The organism is Streptococcus porcinus (assembly GCF_900475415.1).
In the GTDB taxonomy this organism is placed as follows: Bacteria; Bacillota; Bacilli; order Lactobacillales; family Streptococcaceae; genus Streptococcus; species Streptococcus porcinus.
This window is the reverse complement of the sequence record NZ_LS483388.1, coordinates 1310033-1330097: the sequence shown is the minus strand read 5'-3', so window position 1 is coordinate 1330097 and position 20065 is coordinate 1310033. Positions and strand designations below refer to the sequence as shown.

Here is a 20065-nt window from a genome sequence, read left to right as displayed (position 1 = left end):
ATCAGAAAGTTGGAGGGATAGGGGAAGTCGTATTTTTTAAGTTACCTTAACTAAGAAAGAAAAGGCAAAAAGCATAAAATACTTGCTTTTTCCTTATAATTTGCTACAATAGTAAGGTAAAGTTAGACTGTAATGCCTACTGTCTATCTATAAAATATATTTTATTGGAGGCTTTTCCCAAAATGGCAAAAGAAAAATACGATCGTAGTAAACCCCACGTTAACATTGGTACAATCGGACACGTTGACCATGGTAAAACTACATTAACAGCTGCAATTACAACTGTTCTTGCACGTCGTTTACCAAGTTCAGTTAACCAACCTAAAGATTATGCTTCTATCGATGCTGCTCCTGAAGAGCGCGAACGCGGAATCACAATCAACACTGCACACGTTGAGTATGAAACTGAATCACGTCACTATGCCCACATCGATGCCCCAGGACACGCGGACTATGTTAAAAACATGATCACTGGTGCTGCCCAAATGGACGGAGCTATCCTTGTTGTTGCATCTACTGATGGACCAATGCCACAAACTCGTGAGCACATCCTTCTTTCACGTCAAGTTGGTGTTAAACACCTTATCGTCTTCATGAATAAAGTTGACCTTGTTGATGATGAAGAATTACTTGAATTAGTTGAAATGGAAATTCGTGATCTCCTTTCAGAATATGATTTCCCAGGTGATGACCTTCCAGTTATCCAAGGTTCAGCTCTTAAAGCTCTCGAAGGTGACTCAGCTCATGAAGATATCATCATGGAATTGATGAAAACTGTTGATGAGTACATTCCAGAACCAGAACGTGATACTGACAAACCATTGCTTCTTCCAGTCGAAGATGTATTCTCTATCACTGGACGTGGTACTGTAGCTTCTGGACGTATCGACCGTGGTACTGTTCGTGTCAATGATGAAATTGAAATCGTTGGTATCAAAGAAGATACTAAAAAAGCAGTTGTTACTGGTGTTGAAATGTTCCGTAAACAACTTGACGAAGGTCTTGCAGGAGACAACGTAGGTATCCTTCTTCGTGGTGTTCAACGTGATGAAATCGAACGTGGACAAGTTATTGCTAAACCAGGTTCAATCAACCCACATACTAAATTTAAAGGTGAAGTCTACATCCTTTCTAAAGAAGAAGGTGGACGTCATACTCCATTCTTCAACAACTACCGCCCACAATTCTACTTCCGTACTACTGACGTAACAGGTTCAATCGAACTTCCAGCAGGTACAGAAATGGTTATGCCTGGTGATAACGTGACTATCGACGTTGAGTTGATCCACCCAATCGCCGTAGAACAAGGTACTACTTTCTCTATCCGTGAAGGTGGACGTACTGTTGGTTCAGGTATCGTTTCAGAAATTGAAGCTTAATTTTAATTAAGTTCCCAGAATAACAATTAGAGTCAGACAACTCAGATTGTAAAGAGCCCTGTAAGGGGCTCTTTTTTATTTTCAGGAAATAAGTTTGAAAGAAACATTTTCCTTGTGAAAAAATTCCTAAAAAATGCCCATATTCTTTTATTAGCTCTTAAATTGTGTTAAAATAGTAGATGTAAATAAAAAAAGAAGAGGTATGTGAAATGTCACGTAAACCGTTTATTGCCGGAAACTGGAAAATGAATAAAAATCCTGAAGAAGCTAAAGCTTTTATTGAAGCAGTAGCATCAAAATTACCTTCAGCTGATCTTGTTGAAGCAGGAATTGCAGCTCCAGCTCTTGATCTTTACACTGTTCTTGAAGCAGCAAAAGGTTCAAACCTTAAAGTTGCAGCTCAAAATGCTTATTTTGAAAATAATGGTGCCTTTACTGGTGAAAATAGCCCGAAAGTATTAGCCGAAATGGGAACTGATTATGTTGTTATTGGTCATTCAGAGCGTCGTGACTATTTCCATGAAACTGATGAAGATATCAACAAAAAAGCTAAGGCTATTTTTGCGAATGGTCTAACACCAATTATCTGTTGTGGTGAAAGTCTAGAAACCTATGAAGCAGGTAAAGCAGTTGATTTTGTGGGAGCACAAGTATCAGCGGCCCTTGCTGGACTTACAGAAGAACAAGTATCATCACTTGTCATTGCTTATGAACCAATTTGGGCGATTGGAACTGGTAAATCTGCCACTCAAGACGATGCCCAAAATATGTGTAAAGCAGTTCGTGATGTTGTTGCTGCTGATTTTGGTCAAGCTGTTGCTGATAAAGTTCGTGTTCAATATGGCGGTTCTGTGAAACCTGAAAATGTTGCTTCATATATGGCATGTCCAGACGTTGATGGTGCCTTAGTTGGTGGAGCATCACTTGAAGCTGAAAGCTTCCTAGCTCTACTTGATTTTGTAAAATAGTTTAAATGAAAACCTTCAACAAGCTTTTGTTGAAGGTTTTTTTATGTCACAACTATGTAAAACAACTAAAAAGACAGGTTAGCCTGTCTTTTTAGTAGCGTTTTAAAAGTTTTTTAATGCTTTTAATTAGCTTATGTTTTAGCGGATTTGGGTAATAGGTAAAGCTTCCAACGGTACATTCTACATGCCCTTTAAAGTTTTGTTTGAATCCTAATACACCATCAGACCCATCAAAATATCCAGAAATTCCTAATAGGTTATAGCGATTAATACCGCGTTTTATAGCTTCTATCATAACGTACTCTTGAAGTATTGTTGGAGCGTAAAATTTGTTGAATTCTGAATAAGAACCACTAAAGAAATAAGTTACTTCTTGTTGTGTAAAAACAAATAAGGCACCAGCTAAGATAACATCTTGATTACCATATTGAGTAATTAATTCTTGAGCTTCGGCTTTTCGAACCTCGAAAGTTTGAAATTGACTTGAAAACTCTCTGTATTGATTTTGTTTTTTATCAGATTTGGGATTATTAATTAAGTCGTTCTCTAATTTATCGAGTTTAACCTTTAATTTAGCTTGATCTTTTTCCAGATTAGTAAAATAATCCTTGAAATTTAAAGTAGCGACAAGAAATTGCGCGTTATCTTTAAAACTGTCATAGAAGTATTCATAGTATTCTAAGGGCTTGTCATCATATTCACGTCGATCGGAGGTCGAAGAAGTGACAGCTTTAAATAAAGGTAACTCATCTTTTGTTAAGGCCTTAATTTTGATTCCAAAAGTTTTAGCTTTTTTGACTAAGGGTTTTCCCTTTTTACTAAAGGAGTTAATTAGAGTTTTTTCGGTAATACCAGTTAAATCCTTCACATAGTGCCAATCATGACTGGTATAGCCAACTTTAGGTTTAGTGTGTACAAAGCCAAGATTAACCAATAGATCAATATGATCTTGATCAACAGTGTTTTGAGGATTACCGTGATCATCAAAAACTTGATAATGAGCATATGGCTTAATAACAAATTCCATTACTCTCTTGGATTTTGCATAGTTTTTAAGTTCCTTTAAGAAGGGGACTAAGTAGGATTCATCTAAGTAAAGGGGTCCGTAATGAATTTCCATATGAACTCCACCAGCTATTGGTGTATTAAAAATAAGAGCAGCAACTTGTAGCTTACCTTGATTATCTTCAAAGCCTTTTAATTCAGTTGTATAGCCCCGCTTTTTAAGTAAAGTGTTCATATTGGCCGACTGTTCAAAGTAACGGCTTTTTACTGTCGAAGCAAAAGCTTCAAAGGTTGCTTCTGTAAGTGTTACTAAAGGCATTAGTGTTTGCTCCTTAATTTTTTACGTAGATTATAAACTAACATGGCTGGACGATAAAGGTGGCTAACCGGAATATCAAATTCCCCGGCAAACTCTTCAATTTGAGGATTTAATTTGGCTTTGAAAGCATAGAGCCCTCCGTCAAGTTGATTTTCGACACCACCCATATTTTGCCATTGACAACCACGATTAAAGGCTTCGTTGGCTGTTTCAAACCAAGTAAGAAGAGGGGCTTGGTACATTTTATAATCATCGTCCATTCCCGCGTAAAGATTTTCTGATGTCTTGCCAAAGATTAAGGTTAATGTTCCAGCAAGAGCAACAAGATTGTTTTCTTTTGTTTTTTCTTCTTCAATAAAGTTTAATTCAGCTTTTATCCGATTAATAGCGTCCTTATTTTCTTTAATTTTACCTTCTTTAGTTTTATCAGTAAATTTTGCCTGTTCTGTTTGTGCTTTACTCAGTTGTATTTCTAAAAGTCTTTGTCTATCATTAAGATTAATTTGAGACAGTGTAATGTAGGAATTGCCTGAGTATGTTTCCATCAGCTTTCGATAATAATCAACGCCACGGAGATGAATGCCTTTACGGACTTCCGTTTTTTTCATTAGCTTAGCGAAATCTTCAAGTAGTTCTTGACCACCGATGGTTACGGTAACGCCTTTATTTTGTGCCGTTCTAATAGCTTGTCTCGTCTTCTTGGGTAATTGAGCGAATTCAAAATCCTTAGCATAAAGATTGGCTTGGAATCTTGGTTGGATAGTTTCCCCGATATCTTTGGTATAACCACTCCATTCTAGACCTCTACTTTTTAAAAAGCTAATGGCTGATAGAGTTAAATCATTTGGTTCTACCTCAGTTATTTCTTCTGATACAGAGAACTGTTTTAAAAACAGACTAGGATCCCATTTGATAAAGAAGGCTTTTTGACGCTTACCATATTCTTTAAGTGAGCGAATGACAAAATCGACCAGCTCAAAATTGGTGAAATCCATAATCGGACCACGTGGTATATAAATGAGAGTATAATTTAGCGGGAGGTCTCTAATAAGCAGAGTAGCAGTAGCCACAAGTTGATTGTCTTCATAGAAACCCATTAATTTTTGCTTCCAGCTATCTTTGACACTTGCCCATTGAGAACTTTGTAAAATATTGCATTTAGGGTGAGACAGTACAAAAGCATCAAGTTCTTCTGCAGAAATATCAACTTTATAAGAATACATTATTTTAAAACCCACTCGCGTAGCGCATACGCTACGCCGCTTTCATTATTTGATTTAGTGACATATTTGGCAATCATTTTTAACTCGGGGCTACCATTTTCCATAACAACAGGATTACCAACTACTTCCAGCATGGCTCGGTCATTTTCTGCATCTCCAATCGCCATAGTCTGGCTTTGGTCAAGTCCCATTTTCTCAGCTAAATGAATAATGGCATTGCCCTTTGAAACAGATTTTGGCATAAATTCTAAGTAAAAAGGGGTTGATTTGACAATATTATATTGATCATAGAAAGATTGAGGTATATTTTTGAGAGCTTTGTCTAAAAGCTCAGGTTCATCAATCATCATCATTTTGACAATTTCCTTGGATGCCATTTCTTCGGGTGTTCTGTAAAAAATTGGCATGTTAACAAGTGTTGCTTCATGAACAGTGTATTTCCCAATATCTCTGTTTGCAGTATAGATTCCTTCTTTTGTAATAGCATGCATATGGAGACCAATTTTACGGCTGAGGAATTCAATTTCTAGATAATCGTCATAGGACATTATTGATTTGACAATTTCTTGTCCTGTCTCAGCATCTTGGACCAAACCGCCATTGAAGGTGATAACATAGTTACCTTGATGATTTAAGTTAAGTTCATTGAGGAGGTGGGTAACACCAGCAATAGGACGGCCTGTGGCAATAACTACTTGGACCCCTTGTGCCTTAGCCTCTTGAACAGCATCGAACACTTGACTAGTAATTTTACGGTCATCCGTAATAAGCGTGCCATCAATGTCGACAGCAACTAATTTGATAGACATGGGAATCTCCTTGATTCTAATCATTCTTTTTAGACAAAAAATATCTACCCTCTATCATACTAAAAAAGACAGTATTTGTCATGGAATCGAACGGAATTATAGCTTGATACGATAAGGAAAACGCTTAATAGATTATAACTATTAATAATTAAAAAAGAGCAGAGACTGCTCTAATTTGGAAATTGGAAATGTTCATCAGTAATGTAGGAAATAAATTCTTCTTTATCTTTAGCAAAGAGATCATCTGCTTCTAGCATTTCCTTTGGGAAGTAGAAGCGACGATCACCATATGTTGTACCGGTCAGTGTCTTGACAATAGGTGATAGGAGTGAAAGTTCAGACCTATGACCATCTTTATGAATCATTTCAATCTGTGTTCTTGGATTTTTCATTTCAGGACGATAAATATCATAAGGCAAATCAAAATTAACATGTACACCAGTATAATACTCAGGATTAAATCCAACAGCTTCGACAAGTTGACGGAGATGATTCAATTTATTTTCCGAGGCTTGATCAAAGGTCACTGATTTTAGAATTTTTCGATTGATAAAGCGACAAGCTAAATCTGCTAAAATGGAGTCCTGGCTCGTCATCCATTCTTGGAAGTATGTATTTAAAACACCATCATCAAGTTTTAAATAATCTGCTAATGTAAAGTTGTTTTGCAAAAAAGGAATTAATCCAGGTGCTGTTTTAATAATATAAGCAGGATCTTTTTGATAAATACGTTTAGCTCTTTTGAGTAGATTTTGCAGCGTTAGCTCAACTCCTCGACTGGCTGGATGGAAATAAACTTGCATATACATTTGGAATCGACTAACGATGTAATCTTCCACCGCGTGCATGCCATTCTTTTCGAATACAATGCCATTTTTGACTGGACGGATAACACGTAAGATGCGCATGAGATCAAATTGCCCATAATTTGCTGCTGAAAAATAAGAATCACGTAAAAGGTAGTCCATCCGATCGCAATCGATTTGACTAGAAATGAGCTGAACAACCTGTTTATTTGGATACGTATGATTAATAACACTGGCTACTTGATCGGGAAAATCTGGCGAAACTCGTCTAAGAATGCTATTGATTTCCGTTTCCGGATTAGTAATAATTTCTTGAGTGATGGCTTCATGGTCCGTTTCAAATAGCTTTTCAAAAGTATGTGAGTAGGCACCATGACCAATATCGTGTAAGAGACCAGCTGTCATCGTTAAGAGTGATTCTTCTTTATTCCATATATCGGAATATCGTTCGTCAAAAATTTCAGTGACACGTCTAGCAATCTCGTAGACGCCAAGGCAATGTGAAAAACGACTATGCTCTGCACCATGGAAGGTAAAGGCAGTTGTCGGAACTTGTTTAATTCGTCTCAATCGTTGAAATTCTTTAGAATTGACTAAGTCATAAATAACATCTTCACTAATGTGGATATAATTGTGGACTGGATCACGAAATACTTTTTCATTCATACCTCTATTATAGCAAAAATTGCTAAAATGAGGAGAAATTGGTAGAATAGACACGGTAAATTAATAGAATGGAATTGCTATGAAGATAGAGATTAGAAATACTATTTTGATTGACGATCAAGTAGAAAAAATTAAAGAGGTACAAAACTGTCAATTACATGAAAAGGGTAAGTATCTTTATTTTGTCTATCAGAATGCTGAAGATGAAAAAGTGGTAATTAAGTGTGATGCTAGTTCGCTGGTGATGAATCGTTTTTCTAATCCACACTCCATTATGACTTTTGAAAAAGGGGTTCCCCATGTTTTTAATATCCCAACCCCCCTTGGGATTCAACAATTAGTAACCGATACTGCAGAATATCAATTTGATCCTAAGAAGCAAAAGATAATTATCTCCTACAAATTAGTTCAACCAGAGAGTCTCGCTATTTTTGCAAATTATCAGCTAGAGATACTCTGGTACTAGCTATAATAAAGACCCACTTCCCTGATAAGCTTCATTTTAATATTGTTAAGAGAGTCGGAACAGCTAAGTTATTAGTTGACTGAAAGTTGGATTTAAGAGAGATGAGTTAGTCATTACATTTTGAGGTTTTTTGTATAAAATTCTTGTTTTTTTAATGTTTTTTTACTATAATGATTATTATATCAAGGGAGTAGCCGACGGTTTTAAACCGTGATTGCATCGTCACTACGGAATTTCGATTTCCGGTGCAATCTGAAACAGCGAGACTTGTTTAACTAAATTAAACAGGTCTTTTTCTATACAGAAAAGGCCAAGGAGGATAAACATTTGTCTAAAGAACAAAGAAAAGACGTGTATTATACACAATCCGAGGAGACAGTGCTTGAGCGATTGCATTCAAGTAGAGAAGGACTTTCATCTGACGAAGCTAAAAGTCGTTTAGACCAATTTGGTCGTAATGAACTTGATGAGGGTGAAAAACGAAGTCTCTTTATGAAATTCCTTGATCAATTTAAGGATTTAATGATTATTATTTTAATCGTTGCTGCCATGCTTTCTGTTATCACCGAAGGATCAAAAGGCTTGACTGATGCTATCATTATTCTAGCTGTTGTTGTTCTTAATGCGGCATTTGGTGTCTATCAAGAAGGACAAGCAGAGGCGGCTATTGAAGCCTTGAAGTCAATGTCAAGTCCACTTGCGCGAATTAGGCGTGATGGTCATGTCATTGAGGTTGATTCAAAAGAATTAGTACCAGGTGACATTGTCTTACTTGAGGCAGGAGATGTTGTTCCAGCAGATATGCGTTTATTGGAAGCTAATTCTCTTAAAATAGAAGAGGCTGCCTTAACGGGAGAATCTGTACCTGTTGAAAAAGATATTACAGTTCAAGTTGCTGAGGATGCAGGCATCGGTGACCGTGTCAATATGGGATACCAAAATTCAAATGTTACTTATGGACGTGGTCTAGGGGTTGTCACCAATACCGGAATGTACACCGAAGTGGGACATATTGCTGGGATGTTAGCAAATGCTGACGAGACTGATACACCATTAAAACAAAATTTAGATAATCTCTCTAAAATTTTAACTTATGCTATTTTGGTGATTGCTGCCATAACTTTTGCAGTAGGCGTCTTTATCCGTGGGCAACACCCATTAGAAGGGCTCATGACCTCTGTTGCCTTAGCTGTTGCTGCAATTCCAGAAGGATTACCAGCTATTGTAACAGTTGTTTTGTCCTTAGGAACCCAAGTCTTGGCTAAGCGTAATGCTATTATTCGTAAGTTACCTGCTGTTGAAACTTTAGGTTCAACTGAAATTATTGCTTCTGATAAAACTGGTACTCTTACGATGAACCAGATGACAGTTGAAAAGATTTATACAAACGGTTCACTGCAAACTGCTGGATCTGATATTGACTTTAGTAATAGCACTTTGCGCATTATGAATTTTGCCAATGATACAAAAATTGATCAATCTGGTAAGCTAATTGGTGATCCAACAGAAACAGCTCTAGTCCAGTATGGTCTTGATCATGGTTTTGATGTTCGAGAGGTACTTGCTTCAGAACCTCGTGTAGCAGAGTTACCATTTGATTCTGATCGTAAATTAATGGCAACTATTCATAAAGGGGTGGCAGATGCTCCTTACTTTGTAGCTGTTAAAGGTGCTCCTGATCAACTCTTAAAACGTGTCACACAAATTGAAGAGAATGGTAATATTCGGCCAATCACTGAAGCTGATAAAACAGCCATTTTAGACATGAACAAGTCTTTAGCTAAACAAGCTTTACGTGTCTTGATGATGGCATATAAGCATGTAGATGCCATTCCAACTTTGAATACAGAATCAGTGGAGTCAGAATTAATTTTCTCAGGTTTAGTTGGGATGATTGACCCTGAACGTCCTGAAGCAGCACAAGCCGTTAAAGTGGCTAAAGAAGCTGGCATTCGCCCAATCATGATTACTGGTGACCACCAAGATACTGCGGAAGCTATTGCTAAACGTCTAGGAATCATTGACGAAAATGATACAGGAGATCATGTCTTTACTGGTGCAGAATTGAACGAGCTTACAGATGAAGAATTCCAAAAAGTTTTCAAACAATACTCAGTTTATGCACGTGTATCACCAGAACACAAAGTACGCATTGTCAAAGCTTGGCAAAATGAAGGAAAAGTTGTTGCCATGACTGGCGATGGTGTTAATGATGCACCATCACTTAAGACTGCTGACATTGGTATCGGTATGGGAATTACAGGTACGGAAGTGTCTAAAGGTGCTTCGGATATGGTCCTTGCCGACGATAATTTTGCGACTATTATTGTGGCAGTTGAAGAAGGGCGTAAGGTCTTCTCTAATATTCAAAAAACAATTCAATATTTACTTTCTGCCAATATGGCTGAGGTATTAACTATTTTCCTTGCAACCTTGTTTGGTTGGGATGTTTTACAACCAGTTCATTTGCTCTGGATTAATTTGGTAACTGACACACTTCCAGCTATTGCTTTAGGGGTAGAACCTGCTGAGCCAGGTGTAATGAAACACAAACCTCGTGGGCGTAAATCAAGTTTCTTTGATGGTGGAGTAAAAGAAGCTATTCTCTATCAAGGAGCCTTCCAAACCGTACTTGTGTTGGGTGTTTATGCTTTTGCTCTAATGTTCCCAGAGCATTCAACTTATAAAGAGATTCATGCTGATGCCTTAACGATGGCTTACGTTACTTTAGGGTTAATTCAGTTAGTACATGCTTATAATGTTAAGTCAGTGTACCAATCCATGTTTAAAGTAGGACTCTTCAAAAATAAACTCTTTAACTACTCAATTCCGCTAGCATTTATCATGTTAATGGTAACCGTAGTTGTTCCAGGATTTAACAAATTCTTCCACGTTGCTCACCTAAGTGCCAGCCAGTGGTTAGTTGTTGTTATTGGTAGTCTACTGATGGTTGTCCTTGTTGAACTGGTTAAAGCTATCCAACGTGCAATGGGCATGGATGATAAAGCTATTTAAGTCAACTAGAAAACGATTCTGATTACAGAATCGTTTTTTTTATATTACATTGATTACTTCCTTCTAGTTTGTTTTTCAAAACAATAATTTGGAAGAAAAATAATCGGGATAATACTTAAGGTGATAATATTGCTAATAGGAGAAGTAAGAGGTAGACTCTTTTGAAAGAGCAGGAGATATAAAATATAAAAGCATAGGTAAAAGACCCGAATCATTAGAGTAACTTTATTCGGTTTAAGTAGTATTAGCTCTTCATTTGAAACTCGGATTCTTGGATAATCAAGAATATTATAGCTTAATAAACTGTTTTCTGCGGGTATTTCTAATTCAATACTTTCATTATTAGCGATTTCAGAAACATATTTTTTATTCAAACGAATAGCGATAGTATTTTTCAAAAAGCTTTTCTTGCCACTTATTCTTTTAATTATAATAGACATATTTACCTCCTAAAACGTTACTCAGTTAGTATACCATTTTTTAAATGAATTAGTGTCAATTATAAGATAAGATATGTTACACTAGAGAAAAAATATGGTTAGGAGAGAGTATGACAACCATTTTTGCTCATCGTGGTAGTAAAACAAATCGTCCAGAAAATACTCTTGCTGCTTTCAGAGAAGCCATAAGAGTTGGAACTGATGGCATAGAATTAGATGTCCATCGGACAAAGGATCGTCATTTAGTTGTCATTCATGATGAATCAGTTGACCGTACTACAAATGGTTACGGTTATATTAGAGATCTGTTACTAAAAGAGATTAAAGAACTTGATGCTGGTTCTTGGTTTGATCCCGTTTATTTTAGGGAGAAAGTTCCAACGCTTGAAGAAGTTCTAAAGCTTTTAGTGACAGAGAACTTTCAAGGGACATTAAATATTGAAATTAAGACAAATAAATATCACTATCCCGGTATCGAGTGGGATATTGCTCGGTTAATGAAAACTCGCGAGTGGCCTTTTAATTATCTTTATTGTAGTTTTAATGTTAGAAGTCTTAGGCTTATGGCAATTGCTGATCCTCATATTGAGTTAGCGATTTTGGTAAGGAATAATCCACTTCAAATCTGTATTGGTCGCAGAACATCCTTTATTAGTGCTTTTCACCCTAAGAAATTTTGGATAATGACTAGTAGAAGGATGGCTAGCTATTTTGGTAAAACGATTAGGCCTTGGACCTTAAACAATGAAAAACAAATGGAATATGCTTTTCGCCTTAACCTTGCTGGCTTTATGACAGATAAACCAGAATTGGCTGTTAGGGTCCGTGACCGAATTATAAATGAAAAAGCTAAAGAAAACTAATTAGTTTTCTTTAGCTTTTTTGAAATGACAACGAGGTGTTAAATAGCTAACTGCTAATAGAAGGATCCCGATTAGGGTAAACCACCAGAGGAAATCAGAATCGAAACTTAAAAGCAGATGGCTGATAAGAATGAGGGCAATACTTGACCAAAATAGGATGACATTGAGAGGGTTATCAACAATCAGATAAAAATCCTGATCACAGACTTTTATCCTTCTGCTCCGCCATTGGCGAATATAGATTTCTTCTCTTCCTTTATCAAGTGGAATAGTAGCTGTTTGACCATTCTTAAGAAGAACCTTCTCATTTTGGCCTATATTGACAGTGATTTTAGTACCAATCTTAGCAAATCGTGTTTGTCGTTTTAATTTCATACCAATAACTCCCTTTTTCTAACCAATGGTAAAAATAGTCATTGCAGAGCGAAACTCCTCCGCTAGATGTTCTTGTCGATAGATAATAAAAGCTTCTTCATTTTTAATAGCAGCAAAGCGTTTGTTAGGGTGATAAGTATCCTTGGTTAAATAGTGAGGAAATTGTCTCAAAAAGTGATTAGTTAATTGCCATTCTTTCATATACCCAAGGGGTTTACTGTGATAAGTGATTCCATCCAGTTCGGTTTTATTAATGCGCTTATGGTTGTGGCCAAACACCACATCAGTAACAGAAGTATTTGTAAAAATCTGATGAAATTTATGGCTGCCTAGAAAAGCATTGAATGGTTTCAATTTAGGGTAAGATAGCAAAAAAGCTTGGTGAGGAACAAAATGCATAGCGACAATGAGGCGCTTATCTGCTAATTGACAAAGCTTACTTTCCAGCTTTTGACAGATTGCGTCTGTAATTTGAGGATCAGATTGCTTTCTCTTAAGTCGGCGATCGAACCAAAAAGACTTCTTAAATGCTAGATTTTCTTGCTCAGTTTTGAGAGGATAGAAACTGTAGTCGTACCAGCCATGGATTGCTAGTAAACAATAGTCAGCACTCAAAGGATAGACCTGGAAATCATTGGCTTCAATAGTATCTTCACTCAAATCTAACATATCGTGATTACCTAAGTTATAGGTGACCTTGATAAATTGCTCTAAATAGCTTAGGAAGGGTTTTGTCGTTTTGTCAAAATGGTTGGCTAGATCACCAGCTAGATGAAGATGATCAACGGCCTCTTCTTTAAGGATATTGATAAGGACATCTATTTCATCTTTGTTAAAGTGGTTGAGGTCAATATGAAGATCACTCATAATAGCTAATTTAGTCATGCATTTATTTTAACAAAAATAAAATAACTTGGCTATTTATGGTAAAATAGGGCTTCAGGAGGAAAAACATGTATCAAGCAATCATTTTTGATATGGATGGGGTCATTTTTGACACCGAAGACTTTTATCTTGAACGCCGAAAGCAGTTCTTAGATAATCACGGACTTTCCATTGCTCATATGGAAGCGAAGGAATTTATTGGAGGGAATTTACAACAAGTCTGGCAAAAACTACTTAGTCAGAATACTGTCAAATTAGATGCAAAGGTCATTCAGGAGGATTATGAAGCTTATAAAGAGAAGCATCCTGCACCTTATTCTGATCTTTTATTCCCTCAGGTCAAATTAATACTTAAACAGTTGAGAGATAAGGGGTATAAACTTGCTTTAGCTTCTAATAGCCAGACAAGAGATGTGCACCGGGCTTTGACATCATCAGAAATCATGTCCTATTTTGATCTTGTTTTGGGCAGAGAAGATGTTGTTAATGCAAAACCAAACCCTGAAATTTATAAAAAAGCTGCACAGCTATTAGAGGTTGATAAGGAAGCAATCCTTGTTGTTGAAGATAGTGAAAAAGGAATTGCTGCCGCAAAAGAAGCTGGAATTACTGTTTTGGCTATCAAAGATTATCGCTACGGGATTGACCAATCAGCGGCTAATGGCCAGATTGATGACCTAAGTGGTTTGTTAGAAGTGTTAAAGTAAAATTCTAAAATGACTAAAATTTGTAGGTATCATGAGGTACCTTTTTTGTATGCGCTTACGTCTTATACTGGCATTTTCTTAAAATAAATTTTAAAATGGTGATAGGGACTTGTCTTAGACCGCTATTAATCATTGTTTTAAAAGAAAGGACTACTAGCCTAACCATGTTGCAGTACTATCAATTATTGAAAGAAAAGTTTCCGACAAAATCATCTCTGATTACAGAGATGATCAACCTTGATGCTATTTGTCACCTGCCCAAGGGGACGGAATATTTTTTGAGTGATTTGCATGGTGAATACCAAGCTTTTGACTATTTATTACGAAATGGCTCAGGTTCCATCAAAAAGAAGATTCAAGAATGTTTTCCACAAAAGAAGGTGTCAGATATCGAAACACTATGTCAGTATATCTATTACCCCGCGGAAAAAATTCAAGTACGTCAAGAAATAGTAGATCAAGATACTTTAAACAGAGAATTGTGCCATTATTTGCTAGATCTTTTACAATTAGTCAAATACATAGGCGGGAAATACACTCGTTCAAAAGTACGAAAGATGCTTCCCTCAGATTATGCGTATATCATGGAAGAACTTCTAACTGAGGAGCAACCAGATAAAAACAAACAATATTACTACAATGCCATTATTTCTAAAGTTATTGAACTTGAACAGTTGGACAACCTTTTTATTGCCTTTGCTTATTTAATCCAAGGATTGGCAATTGATCATCTTCACGTTGTAGGAGACATTTTTGATAGAGGACAATATCCAGATTTAATTATTGATCGTTTAAAAGGTTTTCAAAATATTGATATTCAGTGGGGAAATCATGATATAACTTGGATTGGGGCTATGTCTGGTTCTTACATATGTATGATTAATGTAATTCGTATTGCAGCTAGGTATAATTCACTATCCCTCATTGAAGATCGCTATGGTATTAATTTGCGTCGCCTTATTGATTATAGTCAGCGTTACTTCAAAGAAGAAACGGTTTTTAATCCGATTTTAGACGGCGATTATATTTCTGAATCAGAGCGAGTGACATTAAATAAATTACAACAAGCGACAGCCCTTCTACAATTTAAACTTGAGCATCAATTGATTAAGCGGCGTCCAGAATTTGGCATGGAGGCTTCGCAATTATTCTCGAAAATAGATCCTGAGAAAAAAACTATCCATATTGGTAAGAAGGTCTATCCTTTGCAATCATTTCCGTACCACAAGATTTCTTGGGATCATGCTGAACTTTTAACGGCAGAAGAAGAGCAAATCTTAAAAGGACTCATGTATCGTTTTCAAAATTCAGAAAAATTGGAAAGTCATATTGATTTCTTGATGGAAAAAGGCTCAATGTATCATATCTCTAATAATCATTTACTTTTCCATGGTTGCATGCCTATGCATTCTAATGGGGACTTTAAGTCCATGCGCTTTGGTAACTGTAGTTACTCTGGTAAGGCTCTTCTTGATTTTTTCCAAGAACAGGTCAGAGAATCTTATAAAAAGCGTGATCAACATGAAGATTTAGCGACAGATATTTTTTGGTACTTATGGTGTGGTGAGGTTTCTTCATTGTTTGGTAAAAATCGAATGACCACTTTTGAGCGCTATTATATCGCTGACAAAGCTAGCCACCATGAAGAAAAAAATCCTTACTACCGCTTAAGAGAAGATGAAGAAATTTGCCTTCGGATTTTGGCAGAATTTGGCCTTGACGACAATGCTCATATCGTTAATGGCCACACTCCTGTTAAAGAAAAAGGTGGTGAGCTTCCAATTAAGGCTAATGGTCGCATTATTATCATTGATGGTGGACTGGCTAAAGGTTATCAAAAAACCACTGGAATTGCAGGATATACCTTAATTTCCAACAGTTATGGGTTAGAGTTAGTAGCTCATAAGCCCTTCTCATCTGTCAAAGATGTTTTGGAAGGGAAATGTGATATTATCTTTATTAAGCGTCTAGTTGAACAAGTGGAACACCGGACATTAGTAAAAGATACAGATAATGGGAAGAAATTATTGCAGGAAATAGCGGATTTGGATCATCTTTATCACCACTTTGACCAATATTAAAGAGAAAGAGACTGGTTTAACTAGTCTCTTTTTGTCACTACAATTTAATATTTGTTACAAGAAGTCATTGCTTAGTCTTGAAGTCTTTATATTTTTCCATTATGATAGTACTATGGAACTTAAGTCGGAAATTATTAAGCTAGCAAAAGAAATTGGAATTTCAAAAATCGGTTTTACAACAGCTGATGATTTTTCTTATTTAGAAAAATCTTTAAAGTTAGCTATCGAAGAAGACCGTACATCTGGCTTTGAACACAAAGTGATTGAAGAACGGATTAAACCGAAATTATCACTGGCCTCAGCTAAAACTATTATTTCTATTGCAGTTGCATATCCTCATAAGTTACCTGTCCGACCGCAAAAAACGCAGTATAAACGTGGAAAAATCACGCCAAATTCTTGGGGACTTGATTATCATCATGTTTTACAAGAAAAATTGCAAAGATTAGCGGTTGGGATTGAGACTCTGACTAAGGATTTTGAATATAAAGGGATGGTTGATACGGGGGCTCTAGTAGACACGGCAGTCGCTAGACGAGCTGGTATCGGCTTCATTGGTAAGAATGGCTTGGTTATTTCAAAAGAGTTTGGTTCTTATATGTATCTTGGTGAGCTGATTACCAATCTAGATATTGAGCCAGATAAACCTGTTGATTATGACTGTGGTGATTGTCGGCGCTGTTTAGATGCTTGTCCTACATCTTGTTTAATCGGAGATGGCACCATGAATGCCAAACGATGTTTATCCTTTCAAACCCAAGATAAGGGCATGATGGATTTAGAATTTCGTAAGAAAATAAAAACCGTCATTTATGGTTGTGACATATGTCAAATTTGTTGTCCATACAATAAAGGAATTAATAACCCGTTAGCAAGTGTGATTGATCCCGACTTAGCAGAACCCGAGTTAATCCCTTTTTTAGAATTATCAAATAAAGAGTTTAAAGAAAAATTTGGTCATATTGCAGCTTCGTGGCGTGGTAAGAATATCTTGCAACGCAACGTTATTATTGCTTTGGCGAATGGTCATGATCGATCGGCAGTTGTTAAGTTGATGGAAATTATTGATAAGGGAAATAACCCTATTCATGTAGCGACAGCCATTTGGGCACTTGGTGAATTGATTAAAAAGCCTGATCAAGCAATGATTGACTATATGCAAAGCTTAGCTCCAAAAGACTTAGATAGTCAAAAGGAGCTTGAAAACCTCAGGACAAAATGGCAATTCTAATGGCAATGTGTTAAAATAATGAAGATAAAAACGAGAATGAGGTAAAACAATGGAAGTGGCAGAAATTCGCCAAAAAATAGTAGAAAACAAAGAGAAGTTGACTAGCTTCAGGAGGTCTCTTTGACTTAGATCGTTTAGAGGAAGAAATTGCTCTTTTAGAAAATCAAATGACTGAGCCTGATTTTTGGAATGATACTATTTCCGCGCAAAAAACATCACAAGAGCTCAATGAATTGAAAGTCAAATTTGATACTTTCCACAATATGGAAAATTTGTCAGAAGAGACAGAGTTATATATGGAAATGTTGGAGGAAGATGAGTCGGTTAAAGGGGAATTGGAAGAAAGTTTGCTTAAGCTAGACCAGATTTTAGCAGCTTATGAAATGACCTTGCTCTTGTCAGAACCCTATGATCATAATAATGCTATTTTAGAGATTCATCCTGGATCTGGAGGTACGGAGGCTCAGGATTGGGCAGACATGCTTTTTCGGATGTATACACGTTTTGGTAATGCTAAAGGCTTTAAAGTTGAGACTTTAGACTATCAGGCAGGGGATGAGGCTGGTATTAAATCAGTGACCTTGTCTTTTCAAGGCCCTAATGCATATGGTTTCTTAAAATCAGAGATGGGGGTTCATCGATTAGTTCGGATTTCTCCTTTTGATTCAGCAAAGAGAAGACATACTTCTTTTACATCTGTGGAGGTTATGCCAGAGTTAGATGACACCATAGAAGTTGATATTCGAGATGACGATATCAAGATGGATACTTTCCGTTCTGGAGGTGCCGGTGGGCAAAACGTTAACAAGGTGTCTACTGGTGTTCGTTTGACTCATATACCAACTGGTATTGTTGTATCTTCGACAGTTGATCGGACACAATATGGTAATAGAGACCGTGCAATGAAAATGTTGCAAGCTAAACTTTACCAAATGGAACAAGAAAAAAAAGCAGAAGAAGTCAACGCCCTCAAAGGTGATAAAAAAGAAATTACCTGGGGAAGCCAGATTAGGTCATATGTTTTTACTCCATATACAATGGTTAAAGACCATCGTACCAATTTTGAGGTAGCTCAAGTTGATAAGGTTATGGATGGCGATATTGATGGGTTCATTGATGCTTATCTTAAGTGGCGCATGAATGATGACTAAAAGAAAAGAATAAAACTAGAAAGAAGAGTAGAATGGCATTAATTGAAATGAAGGGCGTTACCAAAAAATACAAACGCTCGACAACAGCCTTAAGGAATTTAAACTTCTCAATTAACCAAGGTGAATTTGTATACTTGGTCGGCCCTTCTGGGGCTGGGAAATCCAGTTTAATTAAACTCCTTTATCGTGAGGAAAAAGTTACAAGTGGATCACTGTATGTTGGTGAATTTAATCTGCCTAAATTAAAAGCAAAACAAGTTCCTATTTTACGTCGTAATATCGGAGTTGTCTTCCAAGATTATAAATTACTTCCGCGGAAAACAGTTTTTGAAAATGTTGCCTATGCCATGGAAGTTATTGGTGCTAAGCCTCGTCATATAAAAAAACGAGTTCCTGAGGTGCTTGAACTAGTTGGTTTAAAACATAAAATGCGTTCTTTCCCAAACCAACTCTCAGGTGGGGAACAGCAACGGGTTGCTATAGCGCGTGCAATTGTTAATAATCCAAAACTATTGATTGCTGACGAGCCAACAGGTAACTTAGACCCAGAAATTTCTTGGGAAATTATGCATTTATTGGAACGTATTAATGTCCAAGGAACAACTATTTTGATGGCAACACATAATAGTCATATCGTTAACTCTCTACGCCATCGGGTAATCGCGATTGAAGATGGACGTATTGTCCGTGATGAAGAGGAAGGAGATTACGGCTACGATGATTAGAAATTTTTTCCGTCATATTTGGGAGTCTATTAAGAATCTCAAAAGAAATATATGGATGACTATTGCCGCAATTAGTTCAGTAGCAATCACTCTAACTTTGGTTGGGATTTTTGCTGCAACCCTATTAAACATTGAGCGAGTAGCTTCAGGAGTTCAAAATAATATTCAAATCAATACTTATTTGAGTGTTGATTCTACCGATACCAAGCAAGTTGTTAAAACAGTTGATGGTAAAGAGGTTAAAAATGATAAATACCACAAAATCTATGATCAAATTGCTAAAATAAAAGGTGTTGAAAAAATTAATTTTTCCAGCAAAGATGAGCAATTACAAAAATTACAAGACTCTATGGGCGATGTCTGGAAAATGTATGATAAAGACACCAATCCTCTTCAAGACATTTATATGATTGAAACTGAGAAACCATCTCAAGTCAAAAAGATTAGTGCAATTATCAAAGACATTAACGGTGTTGAAGATGTTGACTACGGTGGTATTAATTCAGATAAACTCTTTAAATTTGCCTCATTTATTAAGACATGGGGCTTGATAGGAACAGTATTGTTGCTGATCGTTGCGGTCTTCCTTATTTCAAATACTATCCGTATGACTATTATGAACCGTCAACGAGATATCGAAATTATGCGTTTAGTGGGAGCTAAAAATTCTTACATTCGTGGGCCATTCTTCTTTGAAGGAGCTTGGGTTGGCTTTTTAGGAGCTGTTTTCCCATCTCTCCTTATCTTTTATTTATATGAATATGCCTACCGACAATTTACGCCACAGCTTCAACTCAATGGTTTGTCAATGTATCCAATTGATTATTACCTCTATCTTTTAATTGGTATTCTCTTTATTATTGGCATTATTATTGGCTCTCTAGGGTCAGTTCTTTCAATGAGACGTTATTTGAAATTTTAATTCAAAAAAAGAATTTTACTTTTTTACTG

Annotated in this window: 18 protein-coding genes; 11 read left to right on the top strand and 7 right to left on the bottom strand. The window is 36.5% G+C overall.

Going from position 1 to position 20065, the window contains the following annotated elements:
* The first annotated feature begins 182 nt into the window (after positions 1-182).
* Both tuf and tpiA read left to right on the top strand, forming a co-directional pair.
* Positions 183-1379, top strand: coding sequence for an elongation factor Tu (gene tuf / locus DQM45_RS06605; RefSeq protein WP_003083585.1), 1197 nt, complete (start codon positions 183-185; stop codon positions 1377-1379).
* 209 nt (positions 1380-1588) lie between these two features.
* The gene (tpiA, locus tag DQM45_RS06600) at positions 1589-2347 is read left to right on the top strand and encodes a triose-phosphate isomerase (RefSeq protein WP_003085796.1); all 759 of its coding nucleotides are present in this window, start codon (positions 1589-1591) and stop codon (positions 2345-2347) included.
* 91 nt (positions 2348-2438) lie between these two features.
* On the opposite strand, the gene DQM45_RS06595 is transcribed toward tpiA, so the two are convergent.
* The 4 genes from DQM45_RS06595 to DQM45_RS06580 form a co-directional block, all read right to left on the bottom strand.
* Entirely contained in the window at positions 2439-3671 is a 1233-nt protein-coding gene (locus tag DQM45_RS06595) for an aminoacyltransferase (RefSeq protein WP_003085493.1), read from the bottom strand.
* Positions 3671-4894, bottom strand: coding sequence for an aminoacyltransferase (locus DQM45_RS06590; protein WP_003085445.1), 1224 nt, complete (start codon positions 4892-4894; stop codon positions 3671-3673). Before DQM45_RS06590 ends, DQM45_RS06595 begins: the two co-directional genes overlap by 1 nt.
* Positions 4894-5703, bottom strand: coding sequence for a sugar-phosphatase (yidA, locus tag DQM45_RS06585; protein ID WP_003082842.1), 810 nt, complete (start codon positions 5701-5703; stop codon positions 4894-4896). The genes DQM45_RS06590 and yidA overlap by 1 nt, the downstream gene beginning before the upstream one ends.
* Before the next feature lie 170 nt (positions 5704-5873).
* On the bottom strand, positions 5874-7175 hold the full coding sequence (locus tag DQM45_RS06580) for an HD domain-containing protein (RefSeq protein ID WP_003084909.1): 1302 nt from the start codon (positions 7173-7175) through the stop codon (positions 5874-5876).
* 79 nt (positions 7176-7254) lie between these two features.
* Between DQM45_RS06580 and DQM45_RS06575 the strand changes: the two genes are divergently transcribed.
* Together DQM45_RS06575 and DQM45_RS06570 are read left to right on the top strand one after the other, a co-directional pair.
* Positions 7255-7641, top strand: a complete 387-nt coding sequence (locus DQM45_RS06575; RefSeq protein ID WP_003082740.1) for a DUF1934 domain-containing protein — start codon at positions 7255-7257, stop codon at positions 7639-7641.
* A gap of 327 nt (positions 7642-7968) precedes the next feature.
* Positions 7969-10656 (top strand): cation-translocating P-type ATPase, encoded by a 2688-nt coding sequence (locus DQM45_RS06570; RefSeq protein ID WP_003084302.1) that lies wholly within the window; start codon positions 7969-7971, stop codon positions 10654-10656.
* A gap of 53 nt (positions 10657-10709) precedes the next feature.
* Here the strand turns inward: DQM45_RS06570 and DQM45_RS06565 are convergent, their stop codons facing one another.
* Positions 10710-11096 (bottom strand): hypothetical protein, encoded by a 387-nt coding sequence (locus DQM45_RS06565; protein ID WP_003083675.1) that lies wholly within the window; start codon positions 11094-11096, stop codon positions 10710-10712.
* Between the two features lie 110 nt (positions 11097-11206).
* Here DQM45_RS06565 and DQM45_RS06560 point away from each other — a divergent pair, with 110 nt between their 5' ends.
* Positions 11207-11959: a glycerophosphodiester phosphodiesterase gene (locus tag DQM45_RS06560; RefSeq protein WP_003085246.1), complete on the top strand. Its 753-nt coding sequence runs from the start codon at positions 11207-11209 to the stop codon at positions 11957-11959.
* On the opposite strand, the gene DQM45_RS06555 is transcribed toward DQM45_RS06560, so the two are convergent.
* Both DQM45_RS06555 and DQM45_RS06550 read right to left on the bottom strand, forming a co-directional pair.
* Positions 11960-12334: a hypothetical protein gene (locus tag DQM45_RS06555; protein WP_003084181.1), complete on the bottom strand. Its 375-nt coding sequence runs from the start codon at positions 12332-12334 to the stop codon at positions 11960-11962. It abuts the gene before it with no gap.
* Positions 12335-12352: 18 nt separating this feature from the next.
* Entirely contained in the window at positions 12353-13219 is an 867-nt protein-coding gene (locus DQM45_RS06550) for a metallophosphoesterase (RefSeq protein WP_003085866.1), read from the bottom strand.
* Positions 13220-13287: 68 nt separating this feature from the next.
* On the opposite strand from DQM45_RS06550, the gene DQM45_RS06545 reads away from it, so the two are divergent.
* The 6 genes from DQM45_RS06545 to ftsX all read left to right on the top strand — a co-directional run bounded on the left by DQM45_RS06545 (position 13288) and on the right by ftsX (position 20036).
* A complete protein-coding gene (locus DQM45_RS06545; protein ID WP_003083989.1) occupies positions 13288-13926 on the top strand; it encodes an HAD family hydrolase in 639 nt (212 codons plus the stop codon).
* Between the two features lie 164 nt (positions 13927-14090).
* Positions 14091-16007 carry a fructose-bisphosphatase class III gene (locus DQM45_RS06540; protein WP_003086040.1) on the top strand — a complete coding sequence of 639 codons (1917 nt, stop codon included), beginning with the start codon at positions 14091-14093 and terminating at the stop codon, positions 16005-16007.
* Between the two features lie 112 nt (positions 16008-16119).
* The gene (gene queG / locus DQM45_RS06535; protein WP_003084395.1) at positions 16120-17238 is read left to right on the top strand and encodes a tRNA epoxyqueuosine(34) reductase QueG; all 1119 of its coding nucleotides are present in this window, start codon (positions 16120-16122) and stop codon (positions 17236-17238) included.
* Positions 17239-17287: 49 nt separating this feature from the next.
* A protein-coding gene (gene prfB, locus DQM45_RS06530) for a peptide chain release factor 2 (protein WP_111724854.1) occupies positions 17288-18389 on the top strand; the annotation gives its coding sequence in 2 pieces (ribosomal slippage) (positions 17288-17359 and positions 17361-18389; 1101 coding nt in all).
* Positions 18390-18421: 32 nt separating this feature from the next.
* Positions 18422-19114 (top strand): cell division ATP-binding protein FtsE, encoded by a 693-nt coding sequence (ftsE, locus tag DQM45_RS06525; protein WP_003084855.1) that lies wholly within the window; start codon positions 18422-18424, stop codon positions 19112-19114.
* Complete coding sequence (gene ftsX / locus DQM45_RS06520) at positions 19107-20036, top strand: permease-like cell division protein FtsX (protein ID WP_039984590.1); 930 nt, start codon at positions 19107-19109, stop codon at positions 20034-20036. The genes ftsE and ftsX overlap by 8 nt, the downstream gene beginning before the upstream one ends.
* Positions 20037-20065 lie beyond the last annotated feature (29 nt).

Coding starts and splice junctions, on each gene's coding strand:
- tuf (WP_003083585.1), top strand. CDS start 183: ATGGCAAAAGAAAAATACGATCGTAGTAAACCCCACGTTAACATTGGT.
- tpiA (WP_003085796.1), top strand. CDS start 1,589: ATGTCACGTAAACCGTTTATTGCCGGAAACTGGAAAATGAATAAAAAT.
- DQM45_RS06595 (WP_003085493.1), bottom strand. CDS start 3,671: ATGCCTTTAGTAACACTTACAGAAGCAACCTTTGAAGCTTTTGCTTCG.
- DQM45_RS06590 (WP_003085445.1), bottom strand. CDS start 4,894: ATGTATTCTTATAAAGTTGATATTTCTGCAGAAGAACTTGATGCTTTT.
- yidA (WP_003082842.1), bottom strand. CDS start 5,703: ATGTCTATCAAATTAGTTGCTGTCGACATTGATGGCACGCTTATTACG.
- DQM45_RS06580 (WP_003084909.1), bottom strand. CDS start 7,175: ATGAATGAAAAAGTATTTCGTGATCCAGTCCACAATTATATCCACATT.
- DQM45_RS06575 (WP_003082740.1), top strand. CDS start 7,255: ATGAAGATAGAGATTAGAAATACTATTTTGATTGACGATCAAGTAGAA.
- DQM45_RS06565 (WP_003083675.1), bottom strand. CDS start 11,096: ATGTCTATTATAATTAAAAGAATAAGTGGCAAGAAAAGCTTTTTGAAA.
- DQM45_RS06560 (WP_003085246.1), top strand. CDS start 11,207: ATGACAACCATTTTTGCTCATCGTGGTAGTAAAACAAATCGTCCAGAA.
- DQM45_RS06555 (WP_003084181.1), bottom strand. CDS start 12,334: ATGAAATTAAAACGACAAACACGATTTGCTAAGATTGGTACTAAAATC.
- DQM45_RS06550 (WP_003085866.1), bottom strand. CDS start 13,219: ATGACTAAATTAGCTATTATGAGTGATCTTCATATTGACCTCAACCAC.
- DQM45_RS06545 (WP_003083989.1), top strand. CDS start 13,288: ATGTATCAAGCAATCATTTTTGATATGGATGGGGTCATTTTTGACACC.
- DQM45_RS06540 (WP_003086040.1), top strand. CDS start 14,091: ATGTTGCAGTACTATCAATTATTGAAAGAAAAGTTTCCGACAAAATCA.
- queG (WP_003084395.1), top strand. CDS start 16,120: ATGGAACTTAAGTCGGAAATTATTAAGCTAGCAAAAGAAATTGGAATT.
- ftsE (WP_003084855.1), top strand. CDS start 18,422: ATGGCATTAATTGAAATGAAGGGCGTTACCAAAAAATACAAACGCTCG.
- ftsX (WP_039984590.1), top strand. CDS start 19,107: ATGATTAGAAATTTTTTCCGTCATATTTGGGAGTCTATTAAGAATCTC.